This window comes from Paracoccus haeundaensis (assembly GCF_006239215.1).
Classification (GTDB): Bacteria; Pseudomonadota; Alphaproteobacteria; order Rhodobacterales; family Rhodobacteraceae; genus Paracoccus; species Paracoccus marcusii.
Window position 1 is genome coordinate 19,709 of record NZ_VDDC01000021.1, and the last position, 14,894, is coordinate 34,602.

Genomic DNA, 14,894 nt, shown 5'->3' on the forward strand with positions numbered 1-14,894 from the left:
CAGGGCGGAAGCGGTTTGACGTCGGGCGCGCCGCGTTGCATCGTGGGACGGTGCGCAACGGGCCGGGATGCGATGCAGATCTTTCTTCCCATCGCCGAAGTCTCGGTCAACGCCTTCACCCTGATGGGGTTGGGCGGGCTGGTGGGCGTCATGTCCGGCCTGTTCGGCGTCGGTGGCGGCTTCCTGATCACGCCCCTGCTGTTCTTCATCGGCATCCCGCCCGCCATCGCGGTGGCGACCGGCGCGAACCAGGTGGTCGCATCGTCGGTGTCGGGCGTGCTGGCGCACATGAAGCGCAAGACCGTCGATTTCCGCATGGGGGGCGTCCTGCTGGCCGGCGGCATGGTCGGATCGGGCCTGGGGGTCGTGGTCTTCAACATCCTGCAGCAGCTGGGCCAGGTCGAGCTGGTCGTCCAGCTGTGCTATGTCGTCTTCCTGGGCCTGATCGGCGCGATGATGCTGCAGGAGAGCTTGCGGGCCTTGTTGCGTGCGCGCCATCCCACGGGGCGGCGGCGCCTGCACCAGCACATGTGGGTCCACCGCTGGCCGCTGAAGGTCAAGTTCCGTGCCTCGGGCCTCTATATCAGCGTCATTCCGCCCCTTCTGGTCGGGGTCGCGGTGGGGGTTCTTGCCGCGATCATGGGCGTCGGCGGCGGCTTCATCATGGTGCCCGCGATGATCTATCTGCTGGGCATGCCCACCAAGGTCGTGGTGGGAACGTCGCTGTTCCAGATCACCTTCGTGACCGCCTTCACCACGCTGATGCACGCGGTCAGCTACAACACGGTCGATGTGATGCTGGCGGTGCTGCTGATCGTGGGCGGTGTCATCGGCGCGCAGATCGGCACCACGCTGGGCGCGCGCCTGCGGGCCGAACAGCTGCGCATCCTGCTGGCGCTTCTGGTGCTGGCGGTCTGCGGCAAGCTGGCGCTGGACCTGTTCCTGACACCTGACGACCTGTTCGTCATTACCACGCGGGGGCAATGATGCGGGGGGTCGTCCTGGCGATGATGCTGGCGCTGCTGCCGGGCGCGCTGATGGCGCAGGGGGCGGGATCGACCATGCCCGCCGACCCGGATGCGGGCCTGATCCCCCCGGTGGACGCCCCCCAGGTCTGGCCGCTGTTCCCCGATCCGGGATCGCCGCGGGGTGATCCGGTCGCCCCCGCCGACCAGGGGGGGGAGCAGGTGGTGGCGGGCCTGTCGAACAGCGCCGTGGCGATCACGACCAGCTTCGACGGCAGCGACATCCTGATCTATGGCGCCGTGCGGCGCGAGACGCCGATTCCCGACGGCCCCCTGGACGTGATCGTGACGATCGAGGCTCCATCCGAACCGCTGACCATCTGGCAGAAGGCCCGCCGTTTCGGCATCTGGGTCAATACCGAACGCGTCGATGTGGGGGCCGCGCCCAGCTTCTATGCGGTGGCGACGACGCGGCCCCTGGACGACATCCTGGCGCCGGACTGGGACAACCGCTATCGCATCTCGCTGCCGCTGGTGCTGCGCGCCTTTGCCGGCGCCCCCGAGGTCGAGGATACGCTGCCCTATACCCAGGCCCTGCTGCGCCTGCGCCAGCAGAACGGCCATTACCGGATGGAGGAGGGGGCCGTGACCCTGGTCGAGGACACGCTGTTCCGCACAGACATCCGCCTGCCCGCCAACCTGATCGAGGGCGATTACCGCGCCCGCATCTTCCTGCTGCGCGAGGGCGCGGTGATCGACGCCTATGGCGCCGCGATCGAGGTGCGCAAGGTGGGTCTGGAACGCTGGCTGTACCGTTTGGCCTTCGACCAGCCGTTGCTCTATGGCCTGATGTCGCTGGCGGTGGCGGTGATCGCCGGCTGGGGCGCCTCGGCCGCGTTCAGGAAGCTGCGGCGCGCGTGATCGCCGATCATCTTGGCTGCGGGGCAGCGGCGTAGGGTCTCCCTGCAATGTAATCCCGCGTCTGCACGTCGTCATGGGCTTGCGCGGCAATTGTCCGGGGGGCACTGCATGATACAGCTTGCAGCCATTCTGGCTGTCAAGCCGTCCGGGTATGCCATCCGCGGGATCGATCAGTCGGCCTGACCGGCGGGCCGGCGCATGTGGTCAATGTATCCTATGGCCCGATGTCGTAAACCATCGAGGCGGAGCTGGAGGCTTGGAGCCCGCTCGAATGCACGGCAACGGGCGGTGCAAGATTCAATGTTGGACGACAGACCGCAGAGGGCGGTGCTCGATATTGCAGAGTGACCGACGGCGGGCCGTCGGGTGACTGGAACTGTTCCGGCGTTTGATCGGTGGGAGTAACCCAGAGGGTCATTTTGTCCTTGGTAAGCCGACTTTGGACCTGCATCGGTCGGATGGCTTTATAAACAGCAATGCGTGCGAATGAGGAACCGCGCTGCGCTTGCGCTTCCGCCGCCACGCGGTAACGCCTGCTAAGGCGACGCCCGCGCCGGCGCGCCGGTTGACGGCGCGCGTCGCGTCACCCTTCGGACATACCGGGATGCGCGGCGGGCGGTACTGCTGGAGTTCGAGGGGAAGCAAGGTCCAGGGCGGCTGACCGCGATGGCTGCGGTGGCCGGGACCGTCCATGGTCCGGCCATCGGCAGGCCTCACCCGCGGTCATGCGATAAGGCCCCGCGATCGCTCGCGGGGCCTCTCCTCCCTCGTGGTGCGGGCCGTCCCCCTCCACTGGTCCGGCCCGCGGGGGGTCTTCAGGCGCCGATCAGGTCGGACTGGCGCAGGGTCACCTCGGCCTGCTTGATCGACGCGATGTCGACCAAGCGGCCCTTGTAGACGGTGGCGCCGGCGCCTTCGGCCTTGGCCTTCTCCATCGCGGCCAGGATCTCGCGCGCCTCGGTGACGGCGGCCTCGCTGGGCGAGAACACCTCGTTGGCCAGCGCGATCTGGCTGGGATGGATGGCCCATTTGCCGACCATGCCCAATGTGGCGCTGCGCAAGGCTTGGGCGCGGAACCCCTCGGGGTCGCTGAAGTCGCCGAAGGGGCCGTCCACAGGCAGCAGCCCGTGCGTGCGGCACGCCGCGACGATGGCGGTCTGGGCCCAGTGCCACGGATCGGGCCAGTATTTCTGGCCGTCCCGGATCATGTAGTAATTCTCCTGCGTGCCGCCGATGCCGGTGGTGGCCATGCCCATGGACGCGGCGAAATCGGCAGCCCCTAGGCTGATCGCCTGCAGGCGCGGGGACGCGGCCGCGATCTCCTCGACATGGCAGATGCCGGCGGCGGATTCGATGATGACCTCGAAGGCGATCGGCTTGGTGCGGCCCTTTGCGCGTTCGATGGCGGTGACCAGCGCATCGACGGCATAGATGTCGGCCGCGCATCCCGCCTTGGGGATCATGATCTGGTCCAGCCGATCACCAGCCTGTTCCAGAAGATCGACCACGTCGCGGTACCAGAAGGGCGTGTCCAGCCCGTTGATGCGCACCGACAGCGTCTTGGTGCCCCAGTCGACGTCGTTGATCGCCGCGATGATGTTGGCGCGGGCCTGGTCCTTGTCGGCGGGCGCGACCGAATCCTCCAGGTCCAGGTTGATCACGTCGGCGGCAGAGGCGGCCATCTTGGCGAACAGCGCGGGGCGCGATCCGGGGCCGAACAGCTGACAGCGGTTCAAGCGCGCGGGGGGCAGGGGCTGTTGGCGAAAGCTCATGGCAGGGTCCTGTTCGACAAGATTCGGGCCTGCCGTCGGTAATAATGTTGCGCTGCGGTTGCAGCAAGCCCTATTTCCGCAATGCGGCATCGGGCGCGGTTCTTGACGCAGCGGGGCTTTGGGCGCAGGACCGGGCCCGAACACGCGACGGCACGGAGGCAGCGATGACGCGGACGGTCTATGTGAATGGCGATTATCTCCCCGAGGATCAGGCGATGGTGTCGGTCTTTGACAGGGGGTTCCTGATGGCCGACGGCGTCTATGAGGTGGTCAGCGTGTTGGGCGGCAAGCTGATCGATTTCGAGGGGCACATGGTGCGGCTGAAGCGGTCGCTGTCGGAACTGGCCATCGCCAATCCGCTGTCGGACGACGCGTATCTGGCCGCGCATCGCGACCTTGTGGCGCGGAACGACATCACCGACGGGCTGGTCTATCTGCAGGTGACCCGCGGCAATCCGGGCGACCGCGATTTCGCCTATCCGTCCGCGGATACGGTGCCGACGGTGGTGATGTTCACGCAATCGAAGCCCGGCCTGGCCGACGCCCCCGCGGCCAAGACCGGGTGGAGCGTCGTCAGCGTCGATGACCTGCGCTGGGGTCGGCGCGACATCAAGACGGTGCAGCTGCTGTACCCGTCGATGGCCAAGATGGAGGCCAAGGCGCGTGGTGCGGACGATGCCTGGATGGTCGAGGACGGGCGCGTGACCGAGGGGACCTCGAACAACGCCTATATCGTCAAGGGCAACACGATCGTGACGCGGGAGCTGAGCCACGACATCCTGCACGGGATCACCCGCGCGGCGGTGCTGCGCTTTGCCCGCGAGGCGCAGATGCAAGTCGAGGAGCGCGCCTTCACCATCGCCGAGGCGCAGGAGGCGGACGAGGCCTTCATCACCTCGGCCTCGGCCTTCGTCATGCCGGTCGTGTCGATCGACGGGGCGCGTGTGGGGGCGGGCACGGTCGGCCCGGTGGCCACGCGCCTGCGCGAGATCTATCTGGAAGAGAGCCTGAAGACCGGGGTCTGAGTTGCGTCCCGCGACGGCGGGGGGCCAGCCCCCCGCACCCCCCGGCGGCGTCACAACCCGCTGTCGGCCAGCACCTTCGTGATCACCGGCGCCAGCCTGTCGGCCCAGATCTGCTGGCCTTCGGGGGTTGCGATCAGGTCGTTGCGGACCTCGATCAGCATGTTCGGGCGGCCGTGGCGCAAGGCGTGGCGATCGACGCTGTCGCCGTCCAGATGCCCGTCATAGGGCTGGTTCTCTCCGGTGATCCAGCCCTGATCGCGGCAGGCGGCGACCATCGCGGGGCCAAGGCGCGGATCGGCATGGGAATAGAGGATGCCCACCTGCCACGGCCGGGGCGGGCGCCCACGCAGCTGCGGCGTGAAGCTGTGGACCGCGCAGATGCAGCGGTCCTGGTGCAGCGCCGCGACCCGGGCCAGCGCGGCATGATAGGGGCGGTGCAGCCGGTCCAGCCGGCGCTGGCGTTCGGCCGCGTCCGCCAGGCGGTTCGTCGGGATCACCGTCCCGTCATAGAGCCGCATCAGCAGGGTGGGGTCGTCCTCTCCGCGGTTCGGGTCGATCACCAGGCGCGAGAAATCGGACAGGATCGCCGGCGCGTCCAGCCGTTCGGCCAGCCGTTCGGTCAACCCGGCCGCGCCGACGTCATAGGCGATGTGGCGGGCCATGTCGGCGGGCGCGATGCCCAGGGTGCCGCCGCCGACCCAATCGGGCACGCGGTTCGTGGCGTGATCGCAGGTGATCAGCCACCGCGAGGGGCGGTCCTGACCCAGGATGCGGAAGGGCGTCGCTGTCGTGTCATCGGTCATGATGCAGGCTGTCTACGACGGATGGCGGACAGACGCCAGTTGCCGACCATCGGCATTTGCGGCATAGATAGCGCTAAACCTGAGACAAGGGCGGGATGATGAGACGACATCGCAACGTGAAGATCGTGGCAACCCTGGGACCGGCATCATCGTCGAAAGAGATGATCCGCGCCCTGTTCGATGCCGGGGCCGACGTGTTCCGCCTGAACATGAGCCATGGCAGCCATGACGATCACCGGGCACGCCACGACACGATCCGCGAGATCGAGGCCGAGACGGGCCGTCCCATCGCCATCCTGGCCGACCTGCAGGGCCCCAAGCTGCGCGTGGGTCCCTTTGCCGCCGGGCCGCATGAACTGGCCGTGGGCGATCATTTCCGCTTTGACCTGTCGCCCGATCTGGGCGATGCGACCCGCGTCTCGTTGCCGCACCCCGAGATCTTCGCGGCCCTGATCGAGGGGTCGGAACTGCTGGTCAACGACGGCAAGATCCGCCTGACGGTGCAGAAATGCGGCCCCGATTTCGCCGATTGCGTGGTCACGGTCGCTGGCGCGATCAGCGACCGCAAGGGCGTGAACGTCCCGGACGTGGTTCTGCCGCTGGCCGCGCTGTCGGACAAGGACCGCGCCGACCTGGAATTCGCCTGCGAGTTGGGCGTGGACTGGCTGGCCCTGTCCTTTGTTCAGCGCGCCGAGGACGTCGAGGAGGCCAAGACCCTGGCCAAGGGTCGCGCCGCGATCCTGTCGAAGATCGAGAAGCCCGCGGCCGTGCGCGCCTTTGACGAGATCCTGCAGGCGTCCGACGGGATCATGGTCGCGCGCGGCGACCTGGGCGTCGAGCTGCCGGTCCATTCGGTGCCGCCGATCCAGAAGCGTCTGGTCCGCCTGTGCCGCAGCGCCGCCAAGCCGGTGATCGTGGCCACGCAGATGCTGGAATCGATGATCGACAGCCCGATGCCAACCCGCGCCGAGGTCAGCGACGTCGCCAACGCCATCTATGAAGGCACCGACGCCGTCATGCTGTCCGCCGAGAGCGCCGCCGGCAGCTTCCCGGTCGAGGCGGTGCGCACGATGGACAACGTCGCCCGGTCGGTCGAGGCCGACCCGAACTATCGCTCGATCATCGAGGCGGCGCGCAAGGCCAGCCTGTCGTCGGTCCCCGACGCCATCGTGACCGCCGCGCGCGAGATCGCAGAGACAACCGACGTGGCCGCCATCTGCGCCTTCAGCCAGTCGGGCAAGACGATCAGCCTGATCGCCCGGGAACGGCCCCGCGTGCCGATCCTGGCGCTGTCGCCGATCCTGACGGTCACGCGCCGCATGGTGCTGACCTGGGGGACGCATTGCGTGACGACCCCGCGCATGTCGCGCTTCAAGGAGGCCGTGATCATCGGCACCCGCGCCGCCCGCGAATACGGCTTTGCGGATGAGACGCGGCAGGTCGTGGTGATGGCGGGCGTGCCCTTCAACGTGCCGGGCACGACGAACATCCTGCGCATCGCCCCCTGCGATGACCGCTTGATCTTCGCCACCGACCCGGAATAACGCTGGGGCCTTGAAACCCGGGGGGTGGTGATGTCCGATCTTCTTTTGCTGGCAGGGGTTGCCCTGTGCCTTCTGTCCGTGGTGCTGGCGGTGGTCCAGCTGCTGCAGACGCAGCCGCCGCGCGCGGCGATCCTGGCGCTTCTGGGCGGGATCGTGCTGCTGTTCGCGGGTGCCTGGATGGATCCCGAACCCTTCAGCCCGGCCGACATCCCGGCCGCGCTGGACACGGTCACTGGCGGCGCGCCCGCGTCCTGACCCCTTGCGCATTCCCGCGCGCCTGTGTAAGGCGACGCTTCCGTTCCCGTGCGGCCGGCCGACATGGCATTGCCGAGCCGCGCGTTCACTCTGATGAAGGAGATGAAAATGCCGAAGATGAAGACCAAATCCGCTGCCAAGAAGCGGTTCTCGATGACGGCCTCGGGCAAGGTCAAGGCAGGTCAGGCCGGCAAGCGCCACGGCATGATCAAGCGCACGACCAAGTTCATTCGCGACGCGCGCGGCACCACCATCCTGTCGGATGCGGATGCCAAGATCGTCAAGAAATACATGCCCTACGCTCGCTGATCAGGAGAACCACACATGTCCCGCGTTAAATCCGGCAAGGTGACCCACGCCCGTCACAAGAAAGTCCTTGATCAAGCCAAGGGCTACTATGGCGCGCGCTCGCGCAACTTCCGCACCGCCACCCAGGCCGTCGACAAGGCCAACCAGTACGCGACCCGCGACCGCAAGAACCGCAAGCGCAACTTCCGCGCGCTGTGGATCCAGCGGATCAACGCCGCCGTCCGCGCCGTCGATGCCGAGATGACCTATTCGCGCTTCATCAACCTGCTGTCGAAAGCCGGCATCGAGGTTGACCGCAAGGTCCTGGCCGACCTGGCCGTGAACGAACCCGATGCGTTCGGCGCGATCGTGGCACAGGCCAAAGCCGCCGCCTGATCGCGGTCTCAGGATTGCCGCAAAGGCCCGTTCCCGATCCGGGGGCGGGCCTTTGTCATGCGCGGAACCCGCATGCGTGTCGGGCGTTCATTCCCCACAGAGACACACCCATCAAGGAGATCCCCATGGGCGAGATGACCGACAAGGCGAAAGCCGCAGGGAACAAGCTGGCAGGCAACGTCAAGGAGGGCATCGGCAAGATGACCGACAACGAGCGTCTGGAAGCCGAAGGCAAGGCCCAGCAGGCCAAGGGGACCGCACAGAACGTGTCGGGCACCGTCAAGGGCAAGCTGGGCGACGACATCTGATCGTCACCCATTGTCTGGAAAGGCCCCGCGATTGCGGGGCCTTTTTCATGTGGTGCGTCACCTCAGCAGCAGCTTGGCGGCGATGGACCACATGACGACGGCGATCACCGCCTCCAGGATGCGCCAGGCGGTGGGGTTGGCAAAGACCGGCCGCAGCCAAGCGGCGCCATAGCCCAGGGCGAAGAAGAACAGGAACGACCCGGTCACCGCGCCCGCCGCGAACGCGTCGCGGTCCTCTGTGAACCGGGTCGAGATCGTGCCCAGCAACACGACCGTGTCCAGATAGACATGCGGGTTCAGCCATGTCAGCGCCAGGCAGGCCAGCACCGTTCGCCGCAGCCCGCCCGGTCCGCGCCCGCCGCCTGCCTCCAGCGCCCCGGTCGCGCTGATCGCCGCGCGCAGGCTGCGCGCCCCGTACCAGATCAGGAACGCCGCCCCCGCCACGCGCATCACCGGGTCGATCCAGGGCAGCAGCTGGGCGATGCGGCCAAAGCTGGTGACGCCTAGCACGATCAGCACCGCATCCGACAGCGCGCAGGTCAGGCAGACCGCCAGCACATGATCCCCGCGCAGGCCCTGGCGCAGCACGAAGGCGTTCTGCGCACCGATCGCCACGATCAGGCTGAGGCCCGTCATCAGGCCGGTCAGAAAGATCGCAGGGCTCATGGGACGTCTCCGGTCATGGGGTCGCGGTTGCTCTAGCCGCCCCTGCCGGATTAGACAAACTCATGCTGCTAATGCCGGGTAAGGAAAACTGATGCTGGATTATGCCGCTGCCCGTGCCGTTGCGACGATCGTGCGGACCGGCAGCTTCGAGGCCGCGGCGCGGGCTCTTGGGGTGACGCCTTCGGCGATCTCGCAGCGGGTCCGAAATCTGGAGGAGCGGTTGGGCACCGTCCTGATCCGTCGCGGACAGCCCTGTACCGCGACCGAAGCCGGAGCCCGCCTGTGCCGCCACATGGACCATGTGGGCATGCTGGAACAGACCTTGGCGCAGCACCTGCCGGGGATGGCCGACGGGGATGTCGCGCGGGTCACGGTGACGATCGCGACGAATGCCGACAGCTTGGGCACCTGGCTGATGCCCGCCCTGGCCGCCCACGCGCGCGACAGCGGGCACCTGTTCCAGATCGCCATCGACGACGAACAGCACACCGCCGACGGGCTGCGGCAGGGCAGGGTGCTGGCCGCCGTGACGTCGCTGGACAGCCCGGTGCAGGGCTGCGCGGTGCGGCCCCTTGGGCGGCTGCGCTATCACGCGACGGCCAGCCCCGATTTCATGCGGCGGCATTTCCCTGACGGGGTGACGGCGGCGGCGCTGGCCCGTGCGCCGGCGCTGGCCTTTGATCGCAAGGACGGGCTTCAGCTGGCTTGGGTCCGGCAGGTCACGGGGCAATCGCCGGTGCTGCCCGCGCATGGCCTGGCCTCGACCCAGGGTTTCGTGGATGCGTGCCGCGCGGGGCTGGGCTGGGGGCTAAACCCGGAGATGCTGGTCGCCGATGATCTTGCCTCGGGTCGGCTGGTGCAGATGGTGCCGGGCACGCCGCTGGATGTGTCGCTGTACTGGCAGATCGGGCGGCTGGCTGCGGATCGGCTGTCCGGGCTGACGCGCGCGGTGCAGGCGGCGGCGGCCGCGGCCCTGCTGCCCGCGACATCTGGGCCGCTGTCCAACGGTTGACCCGCAGCCCCCGCGGCCCCAGCTTTGTAGGACAGCCCCAGCCAGAGGCCGCCGCCATGTTCGACCTGCCCCAAGCCGATCCCGCCAAGGTGCCGTTGGCGACCGTCCCCCTTGGCCTGTGGGGCACGGCCATGACCGCGCGCCGCAACGTGCTGGAACTGATCCCCGCCATCGCCACGCGCCAGCCCATCGTGTCGGGCAAGACCGGCGTCAGTTGGCACATGGTGATGGACCCGACCGCCCTGCGCCGGATCCTCAAGGAGAAGCTGGACGACTATCAGAAATCGGTTACGACCAAGCTGATCCTGAACCCGGCCATCGGTGACAGCCTGTTCGTGGCCGAGGGTGCGCATTGGCGCTGGCAGCGCCGCGCCGCCGCCCCGGCCTTTGCACAACGCCATGTCGAGGCGCTTGGCCCCGTGATGACCGCCGCCGCCGAGGCGTCCTGCCGCCGTCTGGCGGGCGCGCGCGGTCCGGTCGATCTGTTCGAGGAGACGGTGGCCGCCACCTTCGACGTGATTTCCGATGTGACCTTTTCCGGCGACGGGATGTTCGACCGCGATGCGGTGCATCAGTCGATCGACGCCTATATCGCGCAGACGGCCAAACTGTCGCTGATGGACGTGCTGGGCCTGCCCGCCTGGCTGCCGCGGCCGGGGCGGCTGTTTTCCGGTCCGGGGCTGAAGCGGATGAAGGCCATCGCCGACCAGTCCATCGCCGCCCGTGCGCAGGCCGCCGAAAAGCACGGGCCGCCCGACCTGCTGGACCTGCTGCTGGTCGCGCAGGACCCCGAGACCGGGCGCACGATGACCCGCGACGAGCTGCGCGACAACCTGCTGACCTTCATCGTGGCGGGGCACGAGACGACCGCCCTGACGCTGGCCTGGGCGCTGTACCTGATGGCCTTCGCCCCCGACATCCAGGAGGCCGCCGCCGAGGAGGCGCGCCGTGCCTTGGGCGACCGCGCCGCCACCGCCGCCGATCTGGGCGCGCTTCCCCTGACCATGCGCATCGTGAACGAGACGTTGCGCCTGTACCCGCCCGCGGCCTTCCTGTCGCGCACCGCCCAAGCCCGCGACACGCTGTGCGGACGCCAGATCAATCCCGGCGATACGGTCATGATGCCGATCTATGCGCTGCACCGGCATCACCTGCTGTGGGACCGGCCCGACGCCTTCGACCCCGACCGCTTTCTGACCGCGCCCGACCGCTATGCGTTCCTGCCCTTCGGCGCGGGGCCGCGCATCTGCATCGGCGCCAGCTTTGCCCTGCAGGAGGCGGTGATCATCCTGTCGACGCTGCTGGCGCGGTTCCGCTTTGCCCGCGTGCCTGGGCGAGAGCCGCAGCCGCGCATGATCCTGACGCTGCGCCCCGAAGGCGGGGTCTGGCTGACCGTGACGCCCCGCGACTAAGCAGCTTGCGATTGCTCACATGGCTGTTACAGACTGCCCCTTGAAAAGGCAGCGGAGAACGCCATGACCGCCATCATCGATTTTCTCAACACCATCTTCTGGGGCTATGTGCTGATCTACGGCCTGCTGGCCGTGGGCATCTACTTCACCCTGCGCCTGGGCTTCCTGCAGTTCGTCCACTTCGCCGAGATGTGGCGCTGCGTGCGCGGATCGGGAGAGACGGACAAGGACGGCATCACCCCGTTCCAGGCACTGTCGGTGTCGCTGGCCAGCCGCGTGGGCACCGGCAACATCGCGGGGGTCGCTGTGGCGCTGACGCTGGGCGGGCCGGGCGCGATCTTCTGGATGTGGATGGTGGCGCTGGTCGGCATGGCCACGGCCTATGCGGAATCGACGCTGGCGCAGCTTTACAAGGTGCACGGGTCGGACGGGATGTATCGCGGCGGACCGGCGCAATACATCGCCCGCGGCCTGGGCCTGCCCTGGCTGGCCGCGCTGTTCGCGGTCGCGCTGATCATCGCCTTTGGCTTGGTGTTCAACGCGGTCCAGGCCAACTCGATCGCGCAGGCGGTCGAGGGCGCCTTCGGCATCGGCGCGGGCATGGTCGGCATCGGCGTGGCGATCCTGTCGGGCATCATCATCTTCGGCGGCATTCCCCAGATCGCGCGGGCGGCCCAGTTCATCGTGCCGATCATGGCGGGTCTCTACCTGCTGGCGGCGGTCGTCATTCTGGTGATGAACATCACCGAGGTGCCGGGCATCCTGGGCGGCATCGTGCGTTCGGCCTTCGGCCTGCAAGAGACCGTGGGCGGGGTCGCGGGCGGCGTCGCGGCGGCCATGCTGAACGGGGTCAAGCGCGGCCTCTTCTCGAACGAGGCCGGCATGGGCTCGGCCCCCAACATCGCCGCGGTGGCCGTGCCCAACCCGCATCACCCCTCCAGCCAGGGCTTCGTGCAGGCCCTGGGCGTCTTCATCGACACCATCCTGGTCTGCACGGCGACCGCGGTGATGATCCTGCTGGCCGATGTCATGCCCTCGGATCAGCTGACCGGGGTGAACCTGACCCAGGCCGCGCTGACCGACCATTTCGGCGGCTTCGGCCAGATCTTCGTGGCGGTGGCGATCTTCTTCTTCGCCTTCACCTCGATCATCGGCAACTATTCCTATGCCGAGAACGCCATCGTCTATCTGGGCGCGGGCAAGCCGGGCATCATGGTCCTGCGGCTGGCGGCACTGGGCATGGTGGTCTGGGGCTCGCTGCAGGCGGTCACGACCGTCTTCAACTTCGCCGATGCCAGCATGGGACTGATGGCCACGATCAACCTGATCGCCATCGTCGCGCTGTCGGGGACCGTCGCGGTCGTCACCCGCGACTATCTGCGCCAGCGCAAGGCCGGGCACGAGCCGACCTTCCGCATCGGCGATCACCCCGGCATCGCGCCGGGGGTGAACCGCGACATCTGGAAGTAAGGCGGCACGGGCGCGCGGTCTTTACCCCGCGCGCCCGGCCATGCTAACGCGGGCGCAACCAGGAAAGGCCCCGCGATGGACGATCTGACCCCCCTGCGCCAGCAATGGCTGGACCGCATTTCTGCCGCCTCCGACCCTCAGGCCATCGAGGACGTGCGCCTGTCCGCGCTTGGCAAGAAGGGCGAGCTGAGCCTGATGATGCGCGAACTGGGCCGCATGTCCCCCGAAGAGCGCCAGACCACCGGCAAGGCGCTGAACCAGATCCGCGACGAGATCGACGCCGCCCTGCGCGCGCGCAAGCTGGCGCTTGAGGATGCGGCGCTGGACGCGCGTCTGCGCGACGAATGGCTGGACGTGACCCTGCCGGGCCGCCCGCGCCGTCAGGGGTCGATCCACCCGATCAGCCAGGTCACCGACGAGGTCACCGCGATCTTCGCCGACATGGGCTTTGCCGTCGCCGAAGGGCCGCAGGTCGAAAGCGACTGGTACAATTTCGACGCCCTGAACATCGCCCCCGAACATCCCGCGCGGCAGGAGCACGACACCTTCTTCATGCACCGCGCCCCGGGCGACGACCGTCCGCCGCACGTGTTGCGCACCCACACGTCGCCGGTGCAGATCCGCGCCATGCAGGATCACGGCGCCCCGGTCCGCGTGATCGCGCCGGGCCGCGTCTATCGCATGGACATGGACCAGACGCACACGCCGATGTTCCACCAGATCGAGGGTGTGGCCATCGACCGCGACATCAGCATGGCGCATCTGAAATGGACGCTGGAGGAATTCTGCCGGGCCTTCTTCGAGGTGCCGTCGGTCGAACTCCGCTTCCGCGCGTCGCATTTCCCCTTTACCGAACCCTCGGCCGAGGTGGACATCCGGTGTTCGTGGGAAGGCGGCCAGCTCAAGATCGGCGAGGGGAATTCCTGGTTGGAAATCCTGGGTTCGGGGATGATGCATCCGCATGTCCTGCGATCTGGCGGGATCGACCCGGATCAATGGCAGGGCTTTGCCTTTGGCATGGGTATCGACCGCATCGCGATGTTGAAATACGGCATCCCCGATCTGCGCGCCTTCTTCGAAAGCGACCTGCGCTGGCTGCGCCACTATGGCTTCGCAGCAGGTGACGTGCCGAGCGTCAGCGGCGGGCTGTCGCGCTGAAGGCGGCGCGCCCTAGCGATCGAGGGGCGCGCGCAGTGGACGTCAGGCGGTGAACGGAACGCCCGGTGCGGAGGCGGGGAAGGTGGTTGGGTGCGGTCCGGAATGACCCCCGAACTCTACGGCCAGCCTCTGCCGCAGGGCGTCTTGATCGGCCCTGATGATCCCGGGAATCAGGAACAGATCGACGAACGCCCAGATCCCGACTGCGGCCAGCATGATCAGTCCGACCCCGAGGATCAGCGTCATCCAGCCCAGCACCCACAGGATCAGCATGGCGACTGCCGTGCCGGTCTTGCCCAGATAGAATTGGTGCGCCCCGAATCCACCCAAGAAAACCAGCAGAAGATAGGCGATCACGGGCGACCTGGTGTCGTTCGTGACACGCTGTTCGATAAGGATTCGCTGTTGGGTATCAAGGGGCACGTCGAAATCTCCGGATCTGAAAAGGGAATGTCTATAGTTGACCGCCCTAGCACGGGCCGCCTCTACAGATCACGGAAACTTCAACCTCGGGTTAACGGCGCGCCATCACCGCAGCCGCCGCCGGATGTCCTCGCGATCCGCGCGGACCATTCCGGGGATCAGGAACAGGTCGATGATGCACCACAGCACTACAAAGCCAACCGCGGGCCAGCCGATCAGGATCGGCACCGTCAGCCAGCCCACGCCCCAAATGGCCAGCATGATGAACCCGCTGATCCAGCGGCCCAGATACATGCGGTGCACGCCGAACCCCCACAGGAAGATCAGCAGCAGATAGGCGATCAGCGGCGATTTCGCCTCGTTCGCCACCCGCTGCTCGATCAGCAATTCGCGCTGCACATCCATCCGCAAGGCTCTCCTGTTCCATGTCGCGCGCCCCATCCGGGCGCATTGCAAAGATAGGAACGCCCCGCCGC

Annotated in this window: 17 protein-coding genes; 12 read left to right on the forward strand and 5 right to left on the reverse strand. The window is 67.6% G+C overall.

The genetic code is table 11. The features are described from left to right. Window positions 1-72: 72 nt before the first annotated feature. The gene (locus FHD67_RS12450; protein WP_045981483.1) at window positions 73-987 is read left to right on the forward strand and encodes a sulfite exporter TauE/SafE family protein; all 915 of its coding nucleotides are present in this window, start codon (window positions 73-75) and stop codon (window positions 985-987) included. Beyond that, a complete protein-coding gene (locus FHD67_RS12455; protein WP_232303299.1) occupies window positions 984-1,886 on the forward strand; it encodes a TIGR02186 family protein in 903 nt (300 codons plus the stop codon). Before FHD67_RS12450 ends, FHD67_RS12455 begins: the two co-directional genes overlap by 4 nt. A gap of 815 nt (window positions 1,887-2,701) precedes the next feature. Here the strand turns inward: FHD67_RS12455 and FHD67_RS12460 are convergent. Then, window positions 2,702-3,658 carry an L-malyl-CoA/beta-methylmalyl-CoA lyase gene (locus tag FHD67_RS12460; RefSeq protein ID WP_046000134.1) on the reverse strand — a complete coding sequence of 319 codons (957 nt, stop codon included), beginning with the start codon at window positions 3,656-3,658 and terminating at the stop codon, window positions 2,702-2,704. 164 nt (window positions 3,659-3,822) lie between these two features. On the opposite strand from FHD67_RS12460, the gene FHD67_RS12465 reads away from it, so the two are divergent. After that, window positions 3,823-4,683 carry a D-amino-acid transaminase gene (locus tag FHD67_RS12465; RefSeq protein ID WP_139598860.1) on the forward strand — a complete coding sequence of 287 codons (861 nt, stop codon included), beginning with the start codon at window positions 3,823-3,825 and terminating at the stop codon, window positions 4,681-4,683. 50 nt (window positions 4,684-4,733) lie between these two features. Here FHD67_RS12465 and FHD67_RS12470 read toward each other — a convergent pair whose 3' ends face one another. Further along, window positions 4,734-5,486: an N-formylglutamate amidohydrolase gene (locus tag FHD67_RS12470; protein ID WP_139598861.1), complete on the reverse strand. Its 753-nt coding sequence runs from the start codon at window positions 5,484-5,486 to the stop codon at window positions 4,734-4,736. A gap of 98 nt (window positions 5,487-5,584) precedes the next feature. Here FHD67_RS12470 and pyk point away from each other — a divergent pair, with 98 nt between their 5' ends. The 5 genes from pyk to FHD67_RS12495 all read left to right on the forward strand — a co-directional run bounded on the left by pyk (window position 5,585) and on the right by FHD67_RS12495 (window position 8,277). Further along, complete coding sequence (gene pyk / locus FHD67_RS12475; RefSeq protein WP_046000136.1) at window positions 5,585-7,030, forward strand: pyruvate kinase; 1,446 nt, start codon at window positions 5,585-5,587, stop codon at window positions 7,028-7,030. Window positions 7,031-7,060: 30 nt separating this feature from the next. Continuing rightward, entirely contained in the window at window positions 7,061-7,285 is a 225-nt protein-coding gene (locus FHD67_RS12480; RefSeq protein WP_045981488.1) for a hypothetical protein, read from the forward strand. A gap of 108 nt (window positions 7,286-7,393) precedes the next feature. Then, window positions 7,394-7,594, forward strand: a complete 201-nt coding sequence (gene rpmI, locus FHD67_RS12485) for a 50S ribosomal protein L35 (RefSeq protein ID WP_042244892.1) — start codon at window positions 7,394-7,396, stop codon at window positions 7,592-7,594. A 15-nt stretch (window positions 7,595-7,609) separates the two neighbouring features. Further along, a complete protein-coding gene (gene rplT / locus FHD67_RS12490) occupies window positions 7,610-7,969 on the forward strand; it encodes a 50S ribosomal protein L20 (RefSeq protein ID WP_045981489.1) in 360 nt (119 codons plus the stop codon). 125 nt (window positions 7,970-8,094) lie between these two features. Further along, window positions 8,095-8,277 (forward strand): CsbD family protein, encoded by a 183-nt coding sequence (locus FHD67_RS12495; protein ID WP_045981490.1) that lies wholly within the window; start codon window positions 8,095-8,097, stop codon window positions 8,275-8,277. A 57-nt stretch (window positions 8,278-8,334) separates the two neighbouring features. On the opposite strand, the gene FHD67_RS12500 is transcribed toward FHD67_RS12495, so the two are convergent. Beyond that, complete coding sequence (locus FHD67_RS12500; RefSeq protein ID WP_139598862.1) at window positions 8,335-8,943, reverse strand: LysE/ArgO family amino acid transporter; 609 nt, start codon at window positions 8,941-8,943, stop codon at window positions 8,335-8,337. Window positions 8,944-9,034: 91 nt separating this feature from the next. On the opposite strand from FHD67_RS12500, the gene FHD67_RS12505 reads away from it, so the two are divergent. From FHD67_RS12505 to pheS, 4 genes are all read left to right on the forward strand, one after another. After that, window positions 9,035-9,955 carry a LysR family transcriptional regulator ArgP gene (locus FHD67_RS12505; RefSeq protein WP_127897973.1) on the forward strand — a complete coding sequence of 307 codons (921 nt, stop codon included), beginning with the start codon at window positions 9,035-9,037 and terminating at the stop codon, window positions 9,953-9,955. 56 nt (window positions 9,956-10,011) lie between these two features. Beyond that, window positions 10,012-11,367 carry a cytochrome P450 gene (locus tag FHD67_RS12510; RefSeq protein ID WP_139598863.1) on the forward strand — a complete coding sequence of 452 codons (1,356 nt, stop codon included), beginning with the start codon at window positions 10,012-10,014 and terminating at the stop codon, window positions 11,365-11,367. Between the two features lie 63 nt (window positions 11,368-11,430). Then, entirely contained in the window at window positions 11,431-12,837 is a 1,407-nt protein-coding gene (locus FHD67_RS12515) for an alanine/glycine:cation symporter family protein (protein ID WP_139598864.1), read from the forward strand. 75 nt (window positions 12,838-12,912) lie between these two features. After that, the gene (gene pheS, locus FHD67_RS12520) at window positions 12,913-13,995 is read left to right on the forward strand and encodes a phenylalanine--tRNA ligase subunit alpha (protein ID WP_127897976.1); all 1,083 of its coding nucleotides are present in this window, start codon (window positions 12,913-12,915) and stop codon (window positions 13,993-13,995) included. Between the two features lie 42 nt (window positions 13,996-14,037). On the opposite strand, the gene FHD67_RS12525 is transcribed toward pheS, so the two are convergent. Both FHD67_RS12525 and FHD67_RS12530 read right to left on the reverse strand, forming a co-directional pair. Beyond that, a complete protein-coding gene (locus FHD67_RS12525; protein ID WP_246071286.1) occupies window positions 14,038-14,352 on the reverse strand; it encodes a TM2 domain-containing protein in 315 nt (104 codons plus the stop codon). A 171-nt stretch (window positions 14,353-14,523) separates the two neighbouring features. Further along, window positions 14,524-14,823: a TM2 domain-containing protein gene (locus FHD67_RS12530; RefSeq protein ID WP_042244914.1), complete on the reverse strand. Its 300-nt coding sequence runs from the start codon at window positions 14,821-14,823 to the stop codon at window positions 14,524-14,526. Between the last annotated feature and the right edge of the window lie 71 nt (window positions 14,824-14,894).

Bases quoted from the DNA above. Each gene is read 5' to 3' on its own strand.
- pyk (WP_046000136.1), top strand. From the start codon at position 5,585: ATGAGACGACATCGCAACGTGAAGATCGTGGCAACCCTGGGACCGGCA.
- FHD67_RS12495 (WP_045981490.1), top strand. From the start codon at position 8,095: ATGGGCGAGATGACCGACAAGGCGAAAGCCGCAGGGAACAAGCTGGCA.
- FHD67_RS12450 (WP_045981483.1), top strand. From the start codon at position 73: ATGCAGATCTTTCTTCCCATCGCCGAAGTCTCGGTCAACGCCTTCACC.
- pheS (WP_127897976.1), top strand. From the start codon at position 12,913: ATGGACGATCTGACCCCCCTGCGCCAGCAATGGCTGGACCGCATTTCT.
- FHD67_RS12515 (WP_139598864.1), top strand. From the start codon at position 11,431: ATGACCGCCATCATCGATTTTCTCAACACCATCTTCTGGGGCTATGTG.
- FHD67_RS12455 (WP_232303299.1), top strand. From the start codon at position 984: ATGATGCGGGGGGTCGTCCTGGCGATGATGCTGGCGCTGCTGCCGGGC.
- FHD67_RS12530 (WP_042244914.1), bottom strand. From the start codon at position 14,823: ATGGATGTGCAGCGCGAATTGCTGATCGAGCAGCGGGTGGCGAACGAG.
- FHD67_RS12480 (WP_045981488.1), top strand. From the start codon at position 7,061: ATGTCCGATCTTCTTTTGCTGGCAGGGGTTGCCCTGTGCCTTCTGTCC.
- FHD67_RS12465 (WP_139598860.1), top strand. From the start codon at position 3,823: ATGACGCGGACGGTCTATGTGAATGGCGATTATCTCCCCGAGGATCAG.
- rplT (WP_045981489.1), top strand. From the start codon at position 7,610: ATGTCCCGCGTTAAATCCGGCAAGGTGACCCACGCCCGTCACAAGAAA.
- FHD67_RS12500 (WP_139598862.1), bottom strand. From the start codon at position 8,943: ATGAGCCCTGCGATCTTTCTGACCGGCCTGATGACGGGCCTCAGCCTG.
- FHD67_RS12470 (WP_139598861.1), bottom strand. From the start codon at position 5,486: ATGACCGATGACACGACAGCGACGCCCTTCCGCATCCTGGGTCAGGAC.
- FHD67_RS12460 (WP_046000134.1), bottom strand. From the start codon at position 3,658: ATGAGCTTTCGCCAACAGCCCCTGCCCCCCGCGCGCTTGAACCGCTGT.
- FHD67_RS12510 (WP_139598863.1), top strand. From the start codon at position 10,012: ATGTTCGACCTGCCCCAAGCCGATCCCGCCAAGGTGCCGTTGGCGACC.
- rpmI (WP_042244892.1), top strand. From the start codon at position 7,394: ATGCCGAAGATGAAGACCAAATCCGCTGCCAAGAAGCGGTTCTCGATG.
- FHD67_RS12505 (WP_127897973.1), top strand. From the start codon at position 9,035: ATGCTGGATTATGCCGCTGCCCGTGCCGTTGCGACGATCGTGCGGACC.